This is a genomic window from Micromonospora sp. RTBAU3-60, from assembly GCF_054963695.1.
Genome location: NZ_JBUEGB010000004.1, coordinates 100446 through 116943 on the forward strand (window position 1 = coordinate 100446; position 16498 = coordinate 116943).

Consider the following 16498-nt stretch of genomic DNA (forward strand, 5'->3'; position numbering starts at 1 on the left):
GAGGGACGCCGCGCCGTCGGTCAGCGTGCGATCAGTTGGTGCCGAGCACCGGCGGCGGGGCCGCCTTGCCGTCACCCCAGACCATCTCGTCCTCGGTCAGCCAGGTCAGCCGCTCCTCCGACTCGTCCTCGTCGGAGTTGCCGCGCCCGCCCAGGACGCCGTTGCGCCCGGCCATCGCGGGCCGTGCGTTGGTGCCCCGGCCGCCGTTGGCGCGACCCTCCGCGTTGACCGTGAGGCCCCGCCCCGAGGCGAGCCGCCCGGTGCCGGCCGCGGACCGGTTCTCGGCCCCGGGCATGCCGCCGACCCTGCCCGTGCCGGGACCTGAGCTGGCCAGCGCGCCAGTGCCTCCGTTCGGCAGTCCGTAGAGCAGGCCCTGACCCCCGCCGCTCGGAACGGTGGTGGTGGGGGCGCTGGCGGTGCTGGTGGGGAGGCCGGGGGCCGTCGGGTTGGTGACCATCTGGCCAGCGCCGGCGAGTGAGGTGCCGGTGGGGTCGACGACGCCGACCGAGCCGATGGTGCCGGGCCTGCCCGCGCCCGGGTGTCCGGTCGGCCCGTCGCCCACCGTGCCGCTGCTCGGGCCCGTGTGGTGGACGCCGGAGGTGGTCGCGGTGGCACCCGCCGTGGGCCCGAAGGTGCCCGAGGTCGGGCCGGCGGAGGGGGTGCCCACCGACGGCCCGTTCTTCAGCGTCGGGTTGGTCGGGTCGCCGTCACCCGGCAGGCTCGGGTCGGGCGGCTCCGGCACGACGATCCGGCCGTACGCGGAGAAGTCGTAGCCCTCGGCGAGGTTGGCGACCACCTGCACCATCCGCTGGTGGGCCTTCTCCTGCTCCTCCTTGTCCTGCTCGTGACCGACGATGCCGCCGATCACCGCACCCGGGAGCCCGCCGACCAGGAACCCCTTGCCGGCGCCGGAGAGCAGCTTGTCGTTGTCGTCCGTCTCCTCCGGGCTCTCCGCCTTCGTCTGGGCGGTCCGCAGCTCGCTGGCCATCATGTCGAGCGCCTGCCGGATGTCGGCCATGCCCTGGGCCAGGTTGCCGGAGTAGCCGACGACCAGGTTCAGCCGGCGGTGGAACTCCCGGGCGGCATCGCCCGTCCAGGTCTTGGCCAGCGCGTCCAGGTCATCGGTCAGGTCGCGGCCGAGGCCCTCCAGGGTGTCCTTCAGCGAGCTCCACTGGGCGCTGAGCCCGTCGACCTGCTTCGGGTCGCCCGAGGTGACGCCCTGGTAGAGCTCCTTGTGGCTGACGTGCTGGTAGCGCTGGACGTACTCAGACACGCGGATCCTCCCCCTTCGTCGGCTTCATCGCCGCGTCCAGGCCGGAGAGGGCGGCGACGATGTCGGCCGCGGCGGCGGCGTTGCGTGCCTCGGCGGTCTTGTAGTTGGTCATGATCGCCTTGGTCGCCTTCTGGGCGGCCTCGATCGCTCCGCGCAGCCGCTCGACGTGGTTGGCGAAGCTGGTCTGCGTCTCGGAGTAGCGACGGGCGTTGTCGTTCGCGTCGGTGAAGGTGCCCAGCGCGGGCGGCCGGCACTGCATCTCCGTGTTGAGCTTCTTCAGCACCGACTCGGCCTCGCTGAGTCGCCGCCCCAGTCGCTGGTGAAAGTCCTCCAGTGAAAGCACGTCCACTGTCGTGCGCCCGGTCATGGCTGCATCCCCGTAGTCCTCGTCGATAACCGTTGGCCACGCTCAGGTTAGTCGACCCGGCCCAGCCGGGGCGACCCGTGGCCGCCACTGTTCCACATCGGACGGCGCCCGCCGTCAGCCGCCCTGGGCCGGGCCCGCCCCCGACTGCTGGTCGCCGCCCGCCTTGTTCGTCGCGGAGCCGCTCGGGGCGGCGCCGGGATCGAAGTGGGCCAGCGCGTCGCTCCGCGCCAACGTCGGCCCGGTCGGCACCAGCGCCAGCAGGGACGCGGGCACCGCCAGCGGCGTCACGTCGCCGTATCCGAGCGCGGCCTTCGCGTTGGGCCCGAGCGGGTAGCGGACGCCCTGCGCGGTGATCAGGTAGACCGTGGCACCGGTCGCCGCCTTCCCGCTCTCCCCGGCCGTGGGCTGCACCAGCACGCCCTTGCCGCCCGGCAGCAGCACGCTCTCGGCGGTCCGCACGGCGTCCCGGGAGGTCTGCCGGGCGGGCACCCCGGCCGCCGCGCTCAGCTCGGCCGGCGGCTGGTCGAAGGCCTCCAGCGTGGTGACCGGTGGCAGGCCGGGCGCCCCGGCCCGGTAGCTGGCGCACAGCACCGTCCGGCCGGCGCGGACCTCGTGCAGGGTGGGCAGCTTGTCCGGCAGCCCCTCGGGCTCCAGCCGCTGGTCGGTGAGGAGCTGGCCGGCCTGGTCCGGTGTGATGTCGGTGATCTGTCCGCCGCCGCCGAGCAGCAGCAGCGCGGTCACCTCCTTGATCGCCACCAGCCCCTGCTTCGTCAGCACGTAGTGGTTCCCCGCGGCCCGGTAGACCTGGCCGACCTTGGCCGGCCGGTCACCCACCCTCAGGCCGCTGGAGCTGCCGTCGCCGTCGATCGTCGGCTTGCGCAGCGCCGGCCCGACCGGCACCGCGTTGAGCAGCTGCTGGCCCACGGTGAGGGTGGCCGCTCCGGCCATCTTCAACGCGACCAGCGCCTGCTCGTCGCCGACCACCCGCAGCCGGGAGCCGCCGGTGAGCAGGTACCGCGCGTCGTTCACCCGGACCAGGACCGCCCGGTCGGTGAGCGGGGTGCCACCCGGCAGGGGCCGGTCGATCACCAGGCGGGTGGTGGAGCGCTGCGGGTCGGCCGGGTCGGGCACGTCGCAGACCGACCAGGGGAGGCCGACCAGCGACTTGCGGTCCGGCACGTCGTCCGGCGCGCCCACGATGCCGACCGCGCGGCCCCGCGGGCGCTCCTTGATCGACGCCTGGGACATGGTGCGGACCGTCGGGTCGGCCTCGTCGAGGATGAGCCGGGCGGAGGCGTAGTTGAGCGTCGGGTGCAGCACCCCGTCGGTGAAGACGTACGTGGCGCCGGTCTCCCGCTCGATCACCAGCGTGTTCGACTCCAGCGGCGCGGCGTTGCCGGTGAGCTGCCCGTACGCGCCCGCGCCGCCGAGCACGACGGCGGCGGCGATGACGCTGCCGAACACCGCCATGCCGAGCCGGCGCATCGGCAGGTCGTTGGTCTCCGGGTCGCCGGAGAGCAGCGCCGAGACGATGCGGCGGGTGACGAAGCGGTACGCCTGCACCTGATCGCGGCGGGTCCGCATGACTAACCTCCGGCAGGGGTGGGTCCGCGGCGATCGGGTCCAGAACTCCGCCGCGGGCTTCCCTACGATAAGGGGCCGTCGGCGGTTCACCGGGACCCCCGCCCGTCCTCCGGCGACGCACCGCCGGGGCGGAAGCCCAGGATGTCCAGAAGGGACGCTTACCGATGACGCAGGTCCAGGCGCCACCCGGTCGTACGGCCACCGCCCCCGCCACCCCGGCGGACCGCCCGGTAACCCCGGCCGACCAGCGCCGGCGTGGCCGGCTCGGCCCGGTCGTCGTCGGCCAGCTCGTGGTGCTGGAGTGCGCCGCGCTGGCCGTCTGGTTCGCCACCGGCGGGCCGGCCTGGCTCCTCGCCCTGGTCGCCGTGCTGGCCGTGCTGTCCGTCGTCGCCGCGTTCGCCCGCCGGGGCGGCCGCTGGTGGTACGAGGACCTGACGCTCCGCCGCCGGCTGCGCCGCCGCCGGGGCCGCGCCCGGGGCGCGGTGCCGTCCGGCGACCCGCGGCTGGCCGCGCTCGCCCCGGAGCTGACGGTCGTCGAGCTGACCGACCGCGGCACCCGGCTCGGCATCGGCCAGGACGACCGGGGCTGGTTCGCCGCGGTCGCGCTGACCGGCCGGCCCGGCGCGCCCGCCGGGTCCGTCGAGGCGGCGACCGTGGACCGCGCCCTCGCGGTGCTCGCCGACTTCACCGGGCCGGTCACCCAGACCCAGGTCGTCTCGCACACCCTGGTCTGGTATCCCGCGCCGGGAGCTCCGCCGGCGGCGCACCGCACGGTCTGGGTGGCGCTGCGCCTCTCCGTCTCCGACGCCCGCGCCGAGACGGTGAGCCGGGGCGGCGGTATGCGCGGTGTGCACCGTACCGTCGCGGCCGGGATCGGCCGGCTCGGCAAGGCGCTGAACGCCGCTGGCCTCGGCCACCGGGTGCTCGGCCGGGACGAGCTGCACACGGCGGTGGTCTCCGGCGCCGGGCTCGACCTGGCCCCGGAAGCGCCGGTGGAGAGCTGGACGAGCCTGCGCGGCGGCGGCTGGACCCAGCGCTGCCTGGCCCTGCGGGTCCGCCCCAACGGATCGCTGGGCCCGCTGGTGGACGCGGTCACCGCCACCTCCGCGCCGTCGCACACGGTCGCGGCGGTGGTGCTGCCGAGCGGCCGCCGGGTGCCCCCGCTGCTGCGGGTGGCAGCGATGGACGGCCACGCCGAGGCGCTGGTGAAGGTGGTCCGGGACGTCGCCAAGCGCAGCGGCGTGCCGGCCCGCCCGCTGGACGGGCAGCACGGTCCCGGCGTCTACGCCACCGCCCCGGTCGCCACCGTGATGGGCACGGTCACGGTCGAAGGTTGACGATCCAGCCGTAGAGGCCGCAGACCCAGGCGGCCAGCGGCACCACGGCGACGATCAGCAGGATCTCGACGATGTCGAGGAGACGTCCCCAGACCGGCGAGATCCGCTTGCCCGCCACGCTGAGGCCGTAGATCAGGCTGATCACCACGGTCAGCAGCAGCCCGCCCAGGATCAGCCCCAGCCGGACCGACAGCGACCCGGCGCCGAAGGTGGCTGCCGCGGCCAACCCCAGACCCACGGTGCCCGTGAGCAGCACCGGGGTGCGCTGCGCCCGGCCGATGAACGGGCGGGCCCGCAGCAGCGACAGCAGGGCCAGGACCAGGCAGAGCAGCACCGCCGGCAGCCGGCCGTTGCCGGCGAGCACCACCTGACCGCCGAGCACCAGCACCGAGACCGTCCAGAGCAGGCCGGTGAGGAACGCGTCGGCGCGTTCGCTGTTGCGCAACACCTGCGGGCCCTCGACGGACTCGGTGTCGGTCTTCAGGTCGTCCGGGCCGGTCGGGATCGACGGCACCGGCAGCCGGGCCAGCCGGTAGGCGATCATCGGCAGCGCCGGCAGGGCGGCGAACGCGACGGTCGCCACCACCGCCGCGGCGGCCGCCGGGCCGATGCCGAAGGCCAGGCAGAGCGCCGCGCCGAAGCCGACGGCCACACCCACCGCGACCGCGCCGAGGAACAGCGGCAGCCGGTCGCCGACGGCCAGCGCGGCCACCGCGGCGAACAGGACCACGGCGGTCGCGGCCAGCAGCACATGCGGGCTGGCCAGGTCGGCCAGCTTACGGTCGCCGGCGAGCACCAGCAGGCCGCCGATCGCCGCGTAGCCGAGGCCGCCCATGGCCAGCACGGCGCCGGTGCGGCTGTCGCCGGCCGCCCGGGACAGCACCGCGGAGCTCACCAGCAGGGCGATCGCCACCACCAGCGCGGCCAGCGCGCCGGGCAGCTGCGGCGGGCCGGCGAACAGCGCCGCCGCCGCGCCGGCCGTCAGCGCGGCCCCGGCGAAGAGCACCGCGAACGAGCGGGTGGTGCCGACCTGCCAGGTGCCGGGACGCTGGTTGGTGGCCGTGGCGACGGCGTCCACCACGTCGTCGAAGACGATCTCGGGCGCGGCGGCGGTCCGGGGGTTGAAGTAGAGCACCTCGCCGTCCCGCACGCCGAGCTGCGCGGCGGTACGGCCGCCGTCCAGCGGCTGCCCGCCGAGCCGGGACAGGCTCCACCCACCGTGCCGCACGCCCTCGTCGGCGAGGTCCTCACCGGCGTACCGCAGCAGCGTGGGCAGCAGGTCAGCCAACGGGACGTCCGACGGCAACGCCAGGTCCATCCTGGTGCGCGGCGCCACGATGGTGATCCGGCTCAGCCCGCCGGTTGCGGTCTTCGTCGCCACTCTGGCCTCCTCGTGCTCGCCTACGATCCACCTCGGCCGGCGGGCGTCCCCCGACACGGGTCCACGGCGCCTCCGGGAGATTACCTACGATGGCGGTCGCACAGGTTGCCCACCCGACGACTCGGGTCGTGGCAGACCACGATCAGGGCCGCTTCTGGGGAGGAGACGCCGTGAGCACGGTGGTGTTCCGCCGACTTCCGCGTCAACCGGGGCCCGCGCTGCCGCGCGGGGAGGTGCTGCTGGAGTCTCCGCCCGAGCTGCCCGAGCAGCAGTCGAAGGGCATGGGGCAGGTGCTGATGATCCTGCCGATGCTCTGCGGCGTCGGCGCGATGGCCTTCCTCTACGCCGGTCGCGGCGGCGGCATGATGACGTACGTGGCCGGTGGCCTCTTCGGCGTCTCCATGCTGGGCATGGCGATCGGCACGCTGGGTAACGGCGGCAACGACAAGGCGGAGCTGAACGCCCAGCGGCGCGACTACATGCGCTACCTGGCCCAGATGCGCAAGCGCACCCGGCGGGCCGCCGAGCAGCAGCGCACCGCGATGACCTGGCGGCACCCGGAGCCGGACGCGCTCTGGTCGATCGCCGCCTCCCGCCGGCTCTGGGAGCGGCGGATCACCGAGGACGACTTCGGTGAGGCCCGGATCGCGCTCGGCCCGCAGCGGCTGGCGGTGGAGATCGTGCCGCCGGAGACCAAGCCGGTGGAGGACCTGGAGCCGATGAGCGCGATCGCGCTGCGCCGGTTCGTCCGGGCCCACTCCAGCGTGCCGGACCTGCCCACCGCGCTCTCGCTGCGCGCGTTCAGCCGGATCGTGCTGCGCGGCGACCGGGAGTCGGTGCTCGACCTGACCCGGGCCGCCCTGGGCCAGCTGGTCACCTTCCACGCCCCGGAGGACCTGATCGTCGCGGTGGTGGCCGCAGCCGACCGGCAGCCGGTGTGGGACTGGGTGAAGTGGCTGCCGCACGCCCAGCACCCGGGGCGTACGGACGCGGCGGGCGCGCGCCGGATGGTCTTCGCCAGTCTCGCCGAGGCGGAGGCGGCGCTCGCCAACGAGCTGGGCGGCCGGCCCCGGTTCGCCCCAGAGGCGAAGCCGCTCACCACCGCCCCGCACGTGGTGGTGGTGCTCGACGGCGGCGAGGTCGCGCCGACCTGCGCGCTGATGGGTCCGGGCCTGCTCGGCGCCACGGTCATCGACCTCTCCGGCACGGTGCCCCGGGACGCCGGCCGCTGGCTGCTCTGCCTCGACGCCGGCGACGGCAGCGGGCTGGACCTGGTGCGGGGCACCACGACCTCCCGGCTCGGCCGGCCGGACCGGCTCAGCATGACGGCCGCCGAGGGGCTGGCCCGGCAGATCGCCCCCTACCGGCTCTCCCAGCAGCAGGGCGCCAGCACCGAGGAGCCGCTGGCCCGCAGCATGGAGCTGCCGGACCTGCTCGGCGTCGGCGACGCCGCGGCGGTGGACGTGCAGCAGACCTGGCGGCCGCGCAGCCACCGCGACCGGCTGCGTATCCCCCTCGGCCTCGGGCCGGACGGCAACGTGGTGGAGCTGGACTTCAAGGAGTCCGCGCACGAGGGCATGGGCCCGCACGGTCTGGTCATCGGCGCGACGGGCTCCGGCAAGAGCGAGCTGCTGCGGACGGTGGTGGGGGCCCTGGCCGTGACGCACTCGTCCGAGGAGCTCAACTTCGTCCTGGTCGACTTCAAGGGTGGTGCCACCTTCGCCTCGCTGGACGCGTTGCCGCACACCAGCGCGGTGATCACCAACCTCTCCGACGAGCTGCCGCTGGTCGACCGGATGCGGGACGCCCTGGCCGGCGAGATGAATCGCCGCCAGGAGGTGCTCCGGGCGGCCGGCAACTACGTCTCCCGGTACGACTACGAGAAGGCCCGGGCGGCCGGCGAGCCGCTGGAGCCGATGCCCAGCCTGCTGATCATCTGTGACGAGTTCAGCGAGCTGCTCGCCGCCAAGCCGGACTTCATCGACCTGTTCGTCATGATCGGCCGGCTCGGCCGGTCGTTGGGCGTGCACCTCCTGCTGGCCTCGCAGCGGCTGGAGGAGGGGAAGCTGCGCGGTCTGGACACCCACCTGTCGTACCGGATCGGTCTGCGTACCTTCTCGGCCGTGGAGAGCCGCATCGTGCTCGGCGTGCCCGACGCGTACGAGCTGCCGAGCGCGCCCGGTCACGGTTACCTCAAGACCGATACCAGCACGATGCTCCGGTTCCGGGCTGCCTACGTCTCCGGGCCGTACCGGGCGCCGGGGCAGGTGCAGCGGTCCACCCGGGCGCAGGTGCAGCGCCGGATCGTCCCGTACGGCATCGACTACGTGCCGGCGCCGGCGCTGCCGAGCCCGGCGGAGACGGCCCCGGAGCCAGAGCAGGCGGCCGACGGCAAGGCGGTGGCCATGCTGGACGTGCTGATCGACCGGCTCAAGGGGCGGGGGCGCCCCGCGCACCAGGTCTGGCTGCCGCCGCTCGCCGAGCCGCCGGGCCTGGCCGAGCTGCTGCCGCCGTTGAGCGTGCACCCGACGTTCGGCCTGACCACCGCCAACTGGCCGGGGCGCGGCCGGCTCGCCGTGCCGGTCGGCATCGTCGACCGCCCGTACGAGCAGCGGCGCGACCCGATGATGGTCGACCTGTCCGGCGCGGGCGGCAACGTGGTGATCGTCGGCGCCTCGCTGAGCGGCAAGAGCACCATGCTGCGGTCGATGCTCGCCTCGCTGGCGCTCACCCACACCCCGCGCGAGGTGCAGTTCTTCTGCCTCGACTTCGGCGGTGGCGCGCTGCGCAGCCTGGAGCGGCTGCCGCACATGTCCGGGGTGGCCGGGCGGCGGGACACCGAGGCGGTCCGGCGGACCGTGGCCGAGGTGGTCGCGGTCATCGACGACCGGGAGCTCCGCTTCACCCAGCACGGCATCGACTCGATGGCCAGCTACCGTCGCCGCCGGGCGGCCGGGGAGTTCGCCGACGACCCGTTCGGCGACATCTTCCTGGTGGTCGACGGCTGGAACACGCTGCGCCAGGAGTACGAGGAGCTGGAGCAGACCATCACCACCCTGGCCAACCGGGGGCTGGGTTTCGGCGTACACGTGGTCGTCACGGCCGTGCGGTGGGCGGAGATCCGGATCAACATGCGGGATCTGCTCGGCACGAAGCTGGAGCTGCGGCTCGGCGACCCGGCCGAGTCGGAGATCGACCGGCGGGCCGCGCAGAACGTGCCGGTCGGCACCCCCGGCCGCGGCCTGACCCACGACAAGCTGCACTTCCTCACCGGGGTCTCGCGGATCGACGGCAAGCGCGAAATCGAGGACCTGACCGAGGCGTCGGTCGCCCTGGCCGGGCACGTCGCGGCGAACTGGCCGGGCCGCCCGGCGCCGAAGGTACGGCTGCTGCCGCGCAAACTGCCGGTCAGCGAGCTGGCGAAGGTCATCGACCGGTCGGTCCCGGGCATCCCGATCGGCGTCAACGAGTCGGCGCTCGCCCCGGTCTACCTGGACCTGGCCGGCGAGCCGCACCTGACCGTGTTCGGCGACGCCGAGTGCGGCAAGACCAACCTGCTGCGGCTGATCGCCCGGGGCATCGCCGAGCGGTACACCCCGGCCCAGGCCCGGCTGGTCATCGCCGACTACCGCCGCGGCCTGCTCGGCGCGGTGGAGGGCGACCACCTGCTCGACTACGCGCCGTCCAACCAGGTGTTCAGCCAGGGGCTGGGCTCGATCCGCACCGCGCTGCAGAACCGGCTGCCCGGCCCGGACGTGACCACCGCCCAGCTGCGCGACCGGAGCTGGTGGCAGGGCCCCGACCTCTACATCCTGGTGGACGACTACGACCTGGTCGCCTCCGGTGGCAGCAACCCGCTCAGCGCGCTGCACGAGCTGCTGCCGCAGGCCCGGGACATCGGCCTGCACCTGATCATCACCCGCCGGGTGGGCGGCGTGGCACGCGCCCTCTACGAGCCGGTGCTGCAACGCCTGCGCGAGCTGGACTCGCCGGGCCTGCTGATGTCCGGCAGCCGGGAGGAGGGCGCCGTCTTCGGCAACCTGCGGCCGAGCCCGCAGCCGCCGGGCCGAGGCACCCTGGTCCGCCGCCGGGACGGCCAGCAGCTGATCCAGACCGCCTGGACGGAGCCGGCCTAGGGTCGAGCGCCAGGCAACATTCCGATAGCGTCGGCCCGACCGTCGCGTACGCAGAGAGGGACCGTGGTGAGCACCTCGTGGGGATACGGCGGCGCCGGTGGCGCCGTGGAGAACTTGTTGCGCCAGGCGCAGGAGCAGCAGCGCCGGCTGGCCGAGTACCAGCAGCAGCGCGCCGACCTGCGGGTGACCGGGGAGAGCCCGGACGGGCTGGTCCGGGTGACGGTGGACGGCGACATGAAGGTCGGTGACATCGAGCTCAACGCGCGGGCGATGCGGCTGGACAGCTACGCGCTGGCCGAGGCGCTCCAGGCCGCCATCGACGCGGCGTACGCGGCCTACGCCGAGCGTCAGCAGGAGCTGATGAGTGAGGTGCTGGGCGGCTCGGACCTGGTCCGCCAGGCGCAGGCGGGCACCCTGAACCCGCAGGACTGGTTCCGCCAGTTCGGCGTGGACCTGAGCGACCCGACCCGCGGCCTGCGCCGCTGAGCAGGGGGAGGACCGATGGCGAACAAGGTCGACGTCGACGCGATCCGCAAGGCGAGTCAGAAGCTCGACGCTCCGGACGGCCCGATCCAGTATCTGCGCAACGTGCAGACGCTGCTGGAGAGCGTGAAGCTGCCCGACGGCGCGCTGACCATCTTCGGCGGCGCGACCGTGCAGGCGCACAACGCCTCGGTCGACGGCCACCTCAACAACGTCAAGACCGGCATCGAGCACCTGCACAAGGCGGCCGAGCAGCTGGAGCAGACCGCGAAGAACTGGGAGAAGTCGGATCAGCCCTGGGTGGTCAAGTGACCTGCCTGGTGCGTGACGGGGGGAACAGCTGATGTCGGAGATCCTGATCGCGAACGCCGCCGGCACGGTGACCGGCACTCACACGGTCGCCGCGGCGACGGCCCCGGTGCGGGGGCTTCTCCCGGCGGCGCGGGCCAACTGGATGTGGCTGGTCTTCGCCGGGGTGCTGGGGGCGTCGATCGCCTACCTGGAGACGTTCGACAACGACGAGGTCAACAAGTCCATCAAGGAGTGGGGCGACGCGGCGCGCCTGCTCGGCGGGGACCAGTTCGGCGCGGCGCTGGAGCAGGTCCCGCCGTCGGACACCGAGTGGGACTTCGACGACCGGGACGCGTTCGACCTCTTCCTGCGGAAGCTCGGGGCGGAGATCAACTCCCTGGCCGAGGCGTTCAACGCCAACAAGGACACCCTCACCTCCGCCCGGGACGCCTTCAACGACGCGGTGAACGCGCTGGTCGACGCGCTCATCCCGATCCTGATCGCGGTGATCGCGTCGGTCGTCCTCCAGGCGTTCCCGCCCACCGCGCCCATCGCCGAGGCGATCGGGGTGGCTGGCATGGTCGCGAGCGCGGCCATCCTCGCGCTGGTCTTCGGGGACATCAGCGCGGTGTTCTCCGCCATCATGGCCGGCTTCCAGGGCAACGACCGGTTCGCGTTCGTGTCGGACTCGCGTCCGGGCTGGGCGGCCACGGGTTCGGACCCCGACATCAAGGACATCAAGATCGACTGGGTCCAGGACACCAAGTTCTACCAGTGACAGGAAGGGGTCCGAGGTGGCCGGAGTGCTCTGGTGGCTCTTCGTGTACTTCCTGGTGACCGTGCCGGGCTTCATCGGGCTGGCGCTGGTCGCCCAGCTGTCCCACGCCGGGTGGGCGAAGCGGGCCAGCGAGGTGGTGCTGATCACGGGGGTCGCCGCGCTGATCCCGGTGGTGCTCGACCGGGCGTTCGACAGGCCGGTGCTCTGGCCGGTCGTGGTGCTGCTGGCGGTCATCCTGGTCGTGGGTGTGATGATGCACGTCAAGTCGTACCGCCGGTCGTCCTGAGGTCGGCGTGACCGAGGGATCGTCCGTCCATATGGCACGGTCCGCCCTAGAATGTGTTGTGGATCCTGGCTTGCCGGGAGACGACGATACGGGGACAGGGCTGCGCGGCTTGGACGTCGTCCGCTACGGTTCGGTTGAAGTGTCCGTCGGTGGGGTGTGTACGCCTTGCCGCGGGGGAGGGGCGCGGCGGATCCGCCGCCACGAAGATGACGGAAGGGTGTGAAGCATGGCGTTCGAGGTCAGTGCAGCGACTCTGCACCAAGCCGCGGGTGACGTGCGGTCCACGCGCAGCGACGTCGACGGTGAGCTCAAGAAGCTGTGGAATGTCGTCGACGACCTGGCGATGGCCTGGAAGGGCGGGGCGTCCTCGGGTTTCCAGAACCTGATGACGCGCTGGAACGAGGACACGAACAAGCTGCTGACCGCGATGGACAACATCGCCGACCTGCTCGACAAGTCGGGTACGACGCACCAGGTCAACGACGAAGAGCAGCAGCAGATGCTGGACAAGTTCCACGCTGCTCTCAACCCGTGATCCGCGTAGTAGCCAGGTAGAGGAGGAACGATGAGCATCAAGGTCGACTACGCCGTCCTCGAGAGCAGCAACCAACAGATGCAGGCCATCTCGCGGACCATCGACGAGAAGCTGGACACGCTGCGCTCGATGCTGACCAAGCTCGAGTGGGAGGGCCAGGACCGCGTCGCGTACCAGCAGCACCAGGCTCAGTGGGACGCCGCCGTGCGGGACATCAACAAGGTCCTGAACGACATCGGCAACGCGGTCGGCATCGCCCGCGAGAACTACATGACCACCGAGATGAGCAACTCCAAAGTCTGGGGCAACTGACCCGACCGACCCCGCTGCGGCTCCGCTCCGGCTCTGCCGGGGTCGGAGCCGCAGTGCTTTCCGCGCCGCCAGGGGCGCGCTGGGCGCCGCAGGCGCGTCCGGCGGTATCCCGGGGTGGGGCGGGCGAACTCAGGCGTCCTGCGGGGCGGTGCGGCGTCCGGGGCGCCAGCCGCGCCGGCGGCCCCGGATCAGGATCGGCCGGAGCGCCAGCAGGGCGCCGGCTAGCCCGCCGCCGATCACGCCCACCCAGATGGCCACGGTCCGCTGCCAGGCCAGCGGGTCGGCCGGCGGGGCCGGCGCGGGCATGGCGCCGAGCGGCGGGTCGGTCCGGCTGCCCAGCAGGCTGGTCACCGCCCGGTACGGGTTGACCATCCCGTACCCGACCTCGGCGTTGTGCCCGTCCGGCGGGTTGTCGGCCGTCCGGGTCAGCCGGTAGGCGACGTCCTTCGGGTCGAGGTCAGGGTGCGCGGCGCGGACCAGCGCGGCGACGCCCGAGACGTACGCGGTGGCGAAGCTGGTGCCGCCCTGCGGCTCCGCCCGGTAACCCGACCCCTGCGGCGCCGGGCCGACGATCTTCAGCCCCGGCCCGGCGATGTCCACGTAGTCGCCGGTGACCGAGCTGCCGACGTGTCCGCCCGCGTCGTCGATTCCGGCGACGGCGATGACCCCGGGGTACGCGGCCGGGTACCCCGGCTGGTCCTGCTGGTTCTCCTGCCGGTTGCCGGCGGCGGCCACCACGATGACTCCCTTGTCGAGGGCGTAGTCCACGGCGTCCTTGAGCCGGGGGTCGTCCAGGGTCACCAGGGACAGGTTGATCACGTCCGCCTTCTGGTCGACCGCCCACTTGATCGCCTTGCCGATCTCGGCCGGGATCGACTCGTCGAAGGTGCGTTGGTTGTCGGCCAGCACCCGGATCGGCAGGATCGTCGCCTCCGGGGCGATCCCGGTGTACGGCGCGCCGGTGCCCTCCTTGCCGGCGATGATGCCGGCCACCATGGTGCCGTGGCCGACCAGGTCGCACTGCCCGTTGAGGTGGACCAGATGGTTGAAGTCCTCGCCGGGCAGCACCCGGCCGCGCAGCAGGGGGTGGCTGGGCGAGACGCCGGAGTCGATGACCGCCACGGTGACGCCCTGGCCCCGGGTGACCCGCCAGGCCGCCTCCGGGTCGAGCCGGTCCAACGCCCAGGGCGCCTCGGTCGGCGCGGGGCCGCCGGGCGGTCCGCACTTCGGGGCCGCCGCGGCGGGCGCGGGCGCCACCAGGGCGCCGCCGAGCAGGGCGGCCGCTCCCGCTCCACAGAGGATGGACCGGATCCGGTGCCCGGTACGGACGCGCGGTGTCGTCCCGTCCGGCCGCAAGCTGTCGCGCACGCGGTGAGATTACCGTCGCCGTGCCCGTGGTGCGGTGACGGGAGCCGGGCGGGGCGGGTCAGCCCCTGGCGGCGCGCCCCTCGGCCGGCTCGGCGGTGAACAGGGCGAGCAGGGCACCGACCTGCTGGTCGGCCTCCGCCGGGTGCCGGAAGTGGCCGCTCGGGTTGATCGTGTACTCGTTGCGCCGGCCGACCCGGGTGCGTCGCAGGTAGCCGCCGGCCTCCAGGTCGGCGACGATGGCCTGGGCGGCCCGCTCGGTCACCCCCACCTCGTCGGCCACGTCACGCAGCCGTGCGGTGGGGTTGCGCGCGATGGCCAGCAGCACGTGCCCGTGGTTGGTGAGGAAGGTCCAATTCCGGCCGCTCCCGTTCTCGCCCGCTGTCGTCGCCATGGTGGCCATGGTATGGCCCGTCCGGCGGTCAGCGAGCCCGGCGGCGGGCGGGCCACCGGTGGCCGGGCCCCGGGCCGGCCGCTGGTGACCGACGACGTATGAAATCCATATCACGTAAATCTTGACGTATCTTGGCTCAGGGTGTGACCGTGGTTCCCGAGGCCGCCTCTGCCGCCGGCCGGGTTGACCAGGCCATTTTGCGCGAGACCGAGGTGACTGCATTGACGCCGACCACTCCCGAGCAGGCGCTCGCCGAGCTGTCCGCTGGTAACCGTCGCTTCGTCACCGGAGCGCCTCGTCATCCGAACCAGGACGCCGAGCACCGTGCCGCCGTCGCCGACGGCCAGCACCCGTTCGCGGTGATCGTGGGCTGCGCCGATTCGCGGCTCGCCGCCGAGATCATCTTCGACCGCGGCCTGGGTGACCTGTTCGTGGTGCGGACCGCCGGCCACACCGTCGGCCCCGAGGTGCTCGGCAGCGTCGAGTACGCGGTCGCCGTGCTGGGCACCCCGCTGGTGGTGGTGCTCGGCCACGACTCGTGCGGCGCGGTGCAGGCCGCCCGCGAGGTGGTCGCCACCGGCACGCCCCCCGCCGGCCACCTCGGCGCGCTGGTGGACGCGGTCGTGCCCAGCCTGGCCCGGGCCGCCCGGCAGGGCGTCGAGGACCTCGACGACATCGTCGACATCCACATCGCGCGGACGGTGGAGGCGATGCTGGCCCGGTCCGCCGTGCTCGCCGAGCGGGTGGCGGCCGGACGGTGCGGGGTAGTCGGCATGTCGTACCGGCTCAGCGCGGGCGAGGTGCGGACGGTGGCCGAGGTGAAGGCGGGCGTGACGTTGCCGGTCCCGGCCGCGCCCGCGGCTCCGCCGCCCACCGCCGTCGCCGGTTGAGCCCTAGTTGACGACGAGGGGCCGCCCCGCTGGTCGCGGAACGGCCCCCTCGGAGCGGTACGGCAGCTACAGCATCGACACGTGTACGTGGTCCGTGTGGTTGGAGGGCCCGCTGTAGGACTTCCACCCGGTCGCCGGGAACCAGATCTGCCGGTTCCAGATCACGTAGTAGACGCCGAGCCGGTCGGCGTTGCGGATCACGAAGGCGGCGAGGTCGTTGCCGTACCTTCGCATGTCGTTGTTGTGCCAGGGGGAGAAGCCGCTGCGCTGCAGGGACCAGTCGCAGGCCCGGCCCTTGGGGTGCTCCCAGGGCCCGCCCGGGCGGTAACAGCCCACGAAACGGTCGAAGCCGGCCCGCTTGACCTCCTTGTACATGTGCAGCGTGCGCGGGGTGATGTAGCCCGAGGTGGTCGGGTCCTTCACGCTGCGTGATTCGGGCAGCCAGCCCCCGTCGGCGGTCCGGCCGGGACCGATGCGGGCGACCGGGGAGGTGGCCGAGACCAGGCCACCGGTGAACCCGCGCCCGCCGACCAGCGCCAGCGCCTTCTCCGCCTCGGCCTTCTCGCGCTTCATCGCGTTGGTCTGCTTCTGCTGCTCGCGGACCTCCGCGTCGAGCGCGATCTTGGCCTGCTCGGCGCGATTCTTCGCGGCGTTGACCGCGGCGAGCTTCTGCGCGTTCATCAGGTTCAGCTCGTCGAGGGCGGAGGCCCGCCGGACAAACGAGTCGGGTGCGTTGCTCTCCAGCAGCATGGCCATCGCGCCCATCCGGCCGGTCCGGTAGGACTGCGCGGCGATCTCGGTCACCTGTGGCCGCAGCGCGTCCAGGTCGGCCTGCGCCGCCCGGATCTCGAGGCCCAGTTGGAGCTGGCGCTGCTTCGACTTGTCCAGCTTCGCCTTGGCTTGCAGGTAGCCGCGGTTGGCCGCGTCGATGACCTCGGTGATGAGCGGCGGATCGTTGTCCTCCTCGTGCCCCGAGGGGGTGGGGGTGTTGGGTGCGGCCAGCGCCGGGGTGGGCCCGGCGACGATGGCGAACGCGGCGAGCACGGCCGCCACGGGTGTCAACCAGCGGCGCAGGGGTGCCGTCAA

General features: G+C 73.2%; 16 protein-coding genes. 9 read left to right on the forward strand and 7 right to left on the reverse strand.

Annotated elements, in window-relative coordinates:
• Nucleotides 1–31: 31 nt before the first annotated feature.
• The 3 genes from ACY34I_RS05820 to eccB all read right to left on the reverse strand — a co-directional run bounded on the left by ACY34I_RS05820 (nt 32) and on the right by eccB (nt 3224).
• Nucleotides 32–1273 (reverse strand): WXG100 family type VII secretion target, encoded by a 1242-nt coding sequence (locus ACY34I_RS05820; RefSeq protein ID WP_462753167.1) that lies wholly within the window; start codon nt 1271–1273, stop codon nt 32–34.
• Nucleotides 1266–1640, reverse strand: a complete 375-nt coding sequence (locus ACY34I_RS05825) for a hypothetical protein (RefSeq protein ID WP_462753169.1) — start codon at nt 1638–1640, stop codon at nt 1266–1268. The genes ACY34I_RS05820 and ACY34I_RS05825 overlap by 8 nt, the downstream gene beginning before the upstream one ends.
• A 114-nt stretch (nt 1641–1754) precedes the next feature.
• The gene (eccB, locus tag ACY34I_RS05830) at nt 1755–3224 is read right to left on the reverse strand and encodes a type VII secretion protein EccB (protein ID WP_462753171.1); all 1470 of its coding nucleotides are present in this window, start codon (nt 3222–3224) and stop codon (nt 1755–1757) included.
• Nucleotides 3225–3388: 164 nt separating this feature from the next.
• Here eccB and ACY34I_RS05835 point away from each other — a divergent pair, with 164 nt between their 5' ends.
• Nucleotides 3389–4561: a type VII secretion protein EccE gene (locus ACY34I_RS05835; RefSeq protein ID WP_462753173.1), complete on the forward strand. Its 1173-nt coding sequence runs from the start codon at nt 3389–3391 to the stop codon at nt 4559–4561.
• Here ACY34I_RS05835 and eccD read toward each other — a convergent pair.
• Nucleotides 4545–5942 (reverse strand): type VII secretion integral membrane protein EccD, encoded by a 1398-nt coding sequence (gene eccD, locus ACY34I_RS05840; protein WP_462753175.1) that lies wholly within the window; start codon nt 5940–5942, stop codon nt 4545–4547. The two genes, ACY34I_RS05835 and eccD, sit on opposite strands and share 17 nt — an antisense overlap.
• A 170-nt stretch (nt 5943–6112) precedes the next feature.
• On the opposite strand from eccD, the gene eccCa reads away from it, so the two are divergent.
• The 7 genes from eccCa to ACY34I_RS05875 all read left to right on the forward strand — a co-directional run bounded on the left by eccCa (nt 6113) and on the right by ACY34I_RS05875 (nt 12763).
• Nucleotides 6113–10078 (forward strand): type VII secretion protein EccCa, encoded by a 3966-nt coding sequence (eccCa, locus tag ACY34I_RS05845; protein WP_462753177.1) that lies wholly within the window; start codon nt 6113–6115, stop codon nt 10076–10078.
• Between the two features lie 66 nt (nt 10079–10144).
• A complete protein-coding gene (locus ACY34I_RS05850) occupies nt 10145–10564 on the forward strand; it encodes a YbaB/EbfC family nucleoid-associated protein (RefSeq protein WP_462753179.1) in 420 nt (139 codons plus the stop codon).
• Nucleotides 10565–10579: 15 nt separating this feature from the next.
• Nucleotides 10580–10873 (forward strand): hypothetical protein, encoded by a 294-nt coding sequence (locus ACY34I_RS05855; protein ID WP_148798602.1) that lies wholly within the window; start codon nt 10580–10582, stop codon nt 10871–10873.
• 31 nt (nt 10874–10904) lie between these two features.
• Complete coding sequence (locus tag ACY34I_RS05860) at nt 10905–11630, forward strand: hypothetical protein (RefSeq protein ID WP_462753181.1); 726 nt, start codon at nt 10905–10907, stop codon at nt 11628–11630.
• 16 nt (nt 11631–11646) lie between these two features.
• Nucleotides 11647–11916, forward strand: coding sequence for a hypothetical protein (locus ACY34I_RS05865; RefSeq protein ID WP_462753183.1), 270 nt, complete (start codon nt 11647–11649; stop codon nt 11914–11916).
• A 226-nt stretch (nt 11917–12142) separates the two neighbouring features.
• Nucleotides 12143–12451, forward strand: coding sequence for a WXG100 family type VII secretion target (locus tag ACY34I_RS05870; protein ID WP_462753185.1), 309 nt, complete (start codon nt 12143–12145; stop codon nt 12449–12451).
• Between the two features lie 30 nt (nt 12452–12481).
• Nucleotides 12482–12763, forward strand: a complete 282-nt coding sequence (locus ACY34I_RS05875; protein ID WP_148798593.1) for a WXG100 family type VII secretion target — start codon at nt 12482–12484, stop codon at nt 12761–12763.
• 129 nt (nt 12764–12892) lie between these two features.
• On the opposite strand, the gene mycP is transcribed toward ACY34I_RS05875, so the two are convergent.
• Both mycP and ACY34I_RS05885 read right to left on the reverse strand, forming a co-directional pair.
• Nucleotides 12893–14131 (reverse strand): type VII secretion-associated serine protease mycosin, encoded by a 1239-nt coding sequence (mycP, locus tag ACY34I_RS05880; RefSeq protein WP_462753187.1) that lies wholly within the window; start codon nt 14129–14131, stop codon nt 12893–12895.
• Between the two features lie 58 nt (nt 14132–14189).
• Nucleotides 14190–14531: a helix-turn-helix transcriptional regulator gene (locus tag ACY34I_RS05885; protein ID WP_462753189.1), complete on the reverse strand. Its 342-nt coding sequence runs from the start codon at nt 14529–14531 to the stop codon at nt 14190–14192.
• A gap of 212 nt (nt 14532–14743) precedes the next feature.
• Between ACY34I_RS05885 and ACY34I_RS05890 the strand changes: the two genes are divergently transcribed.
• Nucleotides 14744–15412 carry a carbonic anhydrase gene (locus ACY34I_RS05890; RefSeq protein WP_462753191.1) on the forward strand — a complete coding sequence of 223 codons (669 nt, stop codon included), beginning with the start codon at nt 14744–14746 and terminating at the stop codon, nt 15410–15412.
• 66 nt (nt 15413–15478) lie between these two features.
• Here the strand turns inward: ACY34I_RS05890 and ACY34I_RS05895 are convergent, their stop codons facing one another.
• Nucleotides 15479–16498: a coiled-coil domain-containing protein gene (locus ACY34I_RS05895; protein WP_462753193.1), complete on the reverse strand. Its 1020-nt coding sequence runs from the start codon at nt 16496–16498 to the stop codon at nt 15479–15481.